Genomic DNA, 6,219 nt, shown 5'->3' on the forward strand with positions numbered 1-6,219 from the left:
TAATGGGGTGGGTTTTCACCACCATCCAACTGATAGTTAAGATTCGGGGTTTTTACCCCGCGAATCTTCTGGGTCATACCCCTCCTGTTTCAGGAGGCTCCTACCTCAGAACGAGCCGCACTCCAACACCACATGAACATTCGTTCCTCCCATACCAAAAGAACTCACCCCAGCACGGCGGGGAGTATCCTTGGCTTCCCATGCCGACAACTTGGTATTAACGTAAAAAGGACTACTTTCAAAATCAATGTTGGGATTGGGTCGCTCAAAGTGCAGATTAGGGGGAATTTGCTGGTGTTTGAGGGCCAGTACGGTTTTAATCAAGCCTGCGATACCAGCAGCATTAGCTAGATGTCCCACATTGGTTTTCACCGAACCAATGGCACAAAAGCCTGTTTCTGCAGTGGTTTGTCGAAAGGCTTGGGTTAGTGCGGCAATTTCGATCGGATCCCCAAGGGGAGTACCAGTGCCGTGGGCTTCGATATAGCTCACCGTACTGGCATCAATTCCAGCAACGGCTTGAGCTTCAGAAATGACAGCAGCTTGTCCTTCTACTGAGGGTGCAGCATAACTGACCTTTAACGAACCATCGTTGTTAATGGCCGAGCCTTTGATAACTGCATAGATACTATCTTGATCTGCGATCGCATCCGATAGGCGTTTGAGAACTACAATTCCTGCACCATTCCCAAATACTGTTCCTTGAGCCTGGGCATCAAAGGCTCGACAATGCCCGTCCGGGGAAAATATTGCTCCTTCTTGGTGAAGGTAGCCCGTTTTTTGGGGCAAGCGGATGGCAACTCCCCCTGCTAATGCCATGTCGCACTCCGTGTTTAGCAAACTCTGACAAGCACTATGGACCGCTACTAGTGCTGTGGAACAAGCGGTTTGAATATTCACGCTTGGTCCGGTTAGATTGAGCTTGTAGGACACCCGCGTGGGCAGAAAATCTGGTGCTTGTCCGATAGTCATTTGCACGTCACCAACGGTTTCCAAAAAGGAACGATTGTTAGCGTAACCCAAACCTGGACTAACGTTATTAATTAGATAGGTATTGATGCCTCCACCTGCATAAACAGCGATTCGGCAAAGCCGTTCGCGTAGCGTGGCCTTCGGCCTCCGCTTCGCGAACGCTCCTGGATAGCTTTCTGGGTCGTATCCAGCATCCTCAAGGGCAACCACAGCACATTCCAATAAAATTCGTTGTTGGGGGTCTAGGATTGCTGCTTCTTTGGGACTATAGCCAAAAAAGCCCGCATCAAACTGGTCAATATCTGCCAAAATTGCACCAGCTTTGACATAGTTAGGATTCTTCAGCCAAGCGGGATCCGCTGGTTCCAATTCATCTTCAGCAAAAGTGGAAATTGATTCGACTCCATCCAGCAAATTCTGCCAAAATGTCTCTATATCTTTGGCTCCTGGAAACCGCCCCGCCATGCCAATAATGGCGATAGAATCATGTTCAACTTGTTGACTAATTCGCTTACGAGTCTTGAAAACTGGTTGGTTTTGCTCTTGCTGGCTTAAGTGTTGGGCTAAACTGCTAATGGTAGGGTACTGAAACAGCGTGACCACTGGTAGCTCAACCTTTAAGGCTTCAACTAATCGTTTATGAACCTGGATTAGTAGTAAAGAATTACCCCCCAGCTCAAAGAAATTGTCATTAATCCCTACTACCTCTAACTGCAACATATCCTGCCAAACCTGAGCAATCAGTTCCTCTGTCTGTGACTGAGGCATGACCAGTGCTGTGGACAATTCCGGACGGGACCTTTCTGGAGCCGGTAAGGCACGACGATTCACTTTTCCATTAGCAGTCAGAGGCATTTTGTCAAGGGTGACAAATGCGGCTGGCACCATGTAGTTAGGCAAACTTGATTGTAAATAATGGCGCAGTTGGGGTTCGAGTTGGCGAGCTACTTTACCCTGAAGGGGATTATTAGCGTAGTCTTTCCAAGGCTTGGCTTGACCTGGGGGTGTGGGGTATGGGGTGCAGGGAGTAGTGAGATGATGTCGAAAAATGACATCATAGCAGTCCTTTGCTTGGGAACTAGACCAGTTGATATAGATGGTATAGGGTAGCTGCTGGCTCAAGTCCCACCAATCCTCTGGTTCTATCCCAACGGTTTTTTCCTGTTTTAATGCCTCCCTGAGTTCGGCTACAGTAGCTAACTCTCCCTGGTCTAGTAATTCTAAAAGCTTGACTTCTGACACCAAACGTGCATTGGGAATAGTTTTGATACCCAGCATTTCAGGTTGGCTCTGTTGGAGTAGCTGGCGCACAGAGGGTAAGGTTAATTCATCTTGCTGCCAGTCTAACCAGTTAGGTTCTACAGTAGAAGAGACGGCTTCCGATAACCCTAAATGAAGGATGGCATCGTAGCGGAATCGTGTCAGCTCATTATGATAACGACCACGCTTGAGCTGAATATCGACATGACTAATTTGGGGGAGGTGGTGCTGCAGAGCGACAAACAATTCTGGGTCAATGACCAAATCCTCTTCATTGCTCATCCTGGTTTGGATGCGTTGCTGCAACTGTTCTCCAGATAGCTGTTCCGGAGCCTGATACAGTTGCACAGAGCTATGGAAAGCTTCCAATAACGGCAAACTTCGTATATCTCCGACGAAGATAACGCCTCCTGGAGTAACTGCTTGCACTGCTTTTTCCAGCACCTCTATTAAGTAATCAATACTGGGAAAATGCTGAACGACTGAATTGATAACGACTGCGTCAAATGACTGAGGTTCGATACTCTCAAAATTGTCAGCAGCTCCCTGGCAAAGCTCGACACCGGACCAATTGCCATCTAATTGCTCAATTTGCTCCTCAATATAGTCCAAAGCTTCCTGGGAAATATCAATTCCCACATACTTAGAACAATGGGGGGCAATCCGAAATAACAGCATCCCTGTTCCGCAACCTAACTCCAGCACCCGAGTTGGCTTGCAGGCAAGAATCCGTGCTGTTGTCTGCTCTACCCATTCCCGCATCTCCTGTTCTGGAATCGGCTCACCCTGATAGCTATCATTCCAACCAATAATATTAAACGTGGGGTCAGCCACAGGAGTGGATTGGCTATAAATGGCGTTATCGACTTCCTGCCATTGCTCAACTTGCTCAGTTCTGGCTATTTTATTGGCTTCTTCGTTAGGAACAACATAAGCCACCAATCGTTTATCCCCTGGTGTATCTTCCCTAGCTAAAACAACACTCTGCTTCACTTGCGAATGCTGACTCAGCAAGGCTTCAATTTCCCCGAGTTCAATTCGGAAACCACGAAGTTTTACTTGATGATCCACACGACCGATAAACTCAATATTACCATCAGGTAAATAACGAGCCAAATCTCCTGTTTTGTAAAAGCGATCGCCTTTGGCGCGGCTGAGGCCTTTGGCCACGCTTCGCGAACGCCGATCGCTAAATTTTGAATTTTGAATTTTGAATTTTGAATTGTTAAAGGGGTTAGGGATAAACCTCTCTTCAGTCAATTCCGGACGATTCAGATAACCTCTAGTAATTCCAGCACCACTAATGTATACTTCTCCAGGAACCCCAATGGGAACGAGCTGGAGATGGCTATCTAGTAGATAGATTTGTGTATTAGCAATGGGGCGACCAATGGGCACTCTAGCTAGTGCTGCCTGAGGCTGACACTTATAAACACTGCTCCATACTGTTGCCTCTGTCGGACCGTACTCATTATAAAGGGATGTGTCTGGAAGTTGTTGGTGATGCAGTGTAATTAAATCTGTAGTACAAGCTTCTCCTGCAACAATAACAGCCTGTAGGGAAACAAGTTTGGAAGTTGCTTGTGCCAAAATTAGAGCATATAAAGATGGTAAACACAGTAAATGAGAAACATGATGCTGAGTAATTAAACTAGTCAGTTGTCGAGGATCTTGCTGATAGTTTTGGTGGGGTAGCACCAGGCTTCCCCCCTCACACAAAGTCCAAAAGATACCTGCTACTGAACTATCAAAAGCGAAGGAAGACAACAACAGATAACTAGTTAGGGGTTCGGAGTAATACTCAATACGAGCCTGAGTTGAGTGAACTAGGTTTTGATGAGTTACCAACACTCCTTTAGGCTTGCCTGTGGAACCGGATGTGTAGATCACATAAGCCAAGTTTTCGGCTGTGGCATCGCTAACGGGATTTTCTTCACTGTTGTTGGAGATTACTGTCCAATCTCTATCCAAGTTAACTACATCTGCCCCATGGTCTGGCAATTGATTCAGCAACTTTTCTTGAGTGACCAGCACTGAAACTTTAGCATCGGATAACATGAAAGCTAAGCGTTCTTGGGGATAGCTTGGATCTAAAGGCACATAAGCGCCACCAGCTTTGAGAATACCAAGCAGTCCCACCAGCATCTCCAGAGAACGCTCTACACAAAGACCCACTAGCGCATCTGCTCCTACCCCCAGCGAACGCAGATAATAGGCCAGTTGATTAGCTCGTCGATTCAGCTCCCGATAGGTTAGCTGCTCTGCTTGAAAAACTGCTGCTACGGCCTCTGGAGTTTTCTCTACCTGCTCCTCAAATAGTTGATGGATACATTTGTCCAGGGGGTACTCTAGCTCCGTATCATTCCACTTAAGTAGTAGCTGCTGCTCTTGAGCTACACTCAAAAGTGGTAAAGTGGCAAGACACTGGTCTGGATTAGCAACGATGGCCTCAAGCAAAGTCTGGAAATGCCCCAAAATTTGCTGAATTGTTGCTGAATCCAACAACTGGGAGTTGTATTCACACTCTATGGTTAAACTCCCTTCTTCCTCAGAAGCCATGATCACCAGAGCACAGCTGTCAATTTGTTCGGAGATGTTTGCTAAATGCTCTTTCAAATGCTCTTTATCTATCGGTATTTTGGAAATACAAAATGGCAGATTACACAATACCAACATTACCTGAAAAATTGATGCTATGCTTAACCCTTCATCTGTTTTAAATTCCTCAAGTAACTTCTCAAATGGGTAATATCGATTTTCTCTAGCCTCCTCAATTGTATTAGCAACCCGCTTTAAAAGTTCTCTAGCACTTAGATCACCTGATAAGTTTGTCCTTAGTGCTATTGGATTAGAAAAATTTTCCGTATTTCCTGACTTTGTCTCCCGAATACTATCGGTAGATACAGAACCAACAATGATATCTTTCTGCCCCGTGTAACGCAGTAAAATAATTTTAAATATAGCTAAAATTGCGGTGAATATAGTAATGTTTTCACACCTACAAAATTTAGTTAGCTCTATATAGAGCTGTTGATCGAGTTGCAAAGCTTCCCTAGATCTAGTAAATGTCTGAAGTGGCGATCGCTGCTCATTTAAAAATTCTTGTAAAACCGGCAGTTCCCCACTTAGTCGCTTTTTCCAGTAGGCTTGCTGTTCGGTTAAGCTAACGTTGCTCAATTGTGTTTTATAAGTACTCATGTCAAAAACTATCCCTAATTTTCAAGTAATTTTATAAAAATATGGTAAGCGTCAACCTTCTATTGGAAGGTTCAGAGCAAGCCATACTAATTAACCCTAGTAATACCATATTACGAGGATTTATGTAAATTCAATGAAGCGATTCTCTAGAAATCCGATCTGATTTGTAAAATATAGTGGCCGAACTTATGCTCTAACCCAAGCCCTGCAAAGATTTCAGATTTTTAAGATTTTACAACTGATTTACGATTGCTATTTCAAAAATTTTCACAGACAAGTTTGGCGCTCAAGGCAAACTGGTGGTATGGGCACTTGCGACCAAGTTATAATCTTTTGTTGCAAAGCGTTTAAATCAAATTATTTTCTATAATACCCAGGTTAATAGTCCCTATTGTGTATAAATAAGACTTGACAAAATAGAGGTTAAATGGATATAGCAATTATATGACTTGTGAGGTACACAATTTCTAGATTTTAGGGAACAGCGGATCTGGGAACAGGGAACAGGAACCCACCCCTAACCCCTCCCAAGAGGGGAATAGAGAATATAGAATAGCGATGCGCTGCATTAAGAGGTGCGACAATCAAGCGAATTTAATTCTTAATAGGTCAAGCGCACCTAAAAGGGAATCAACGTCAAAGAATGCTGTACCTCATGAGTCCTAGAAACGCTATGACAAGGTGATCGCGAAGCTCGAAGAGGGAATCACCAGCACCTGACACATGGGTGATCCGAGGCCGAGCGCGTTCATCGACCTGGACGGAGGCCGATTCCTCATGGGCTCCGAC

Annotated in this window: 1 protein-coding gene; it reads right to left on the reverse strand. The window is 44.9% G+C overall.

Annotated elements, in window-relative coordinates:
• Window positions 1-105 precede the first annotated feature (105 nt).
• Window positions 106-5,430: a non-ribosomal peptide synthetase gene (locus F6J99_RS40175; RefSeq protein WP_293121761.1), complete on the reverse strand. Its 5,325-nt coding sequence runs from the start codon at window positions 5,428-5,430 to the stop codon at window positions 106-108.
• Between the last annotated feature and the right edge of the window lie 789 nt (window positions 5,431-6,219).

The sequence above is a fragment of the Moorena sp. SIO4G3 genome, from assembly GCF_010692305.1.
Classification (GTDB): Bacteria; Cyanobacteriota; Cyanobacteriia; order Cyanobacteriales; family Coleofasciculaceae; genus Moorena; species Moorena producens_A.

Coding starts and splice junctions, on each gene's coding strand:
- F6J99_RS40175 (WP_293121761.1), bottom strand. CDS start 5,430: ATGAGTACTTATAAAACACAATTGAGCAACGTTAGCTTAACCGAACAG.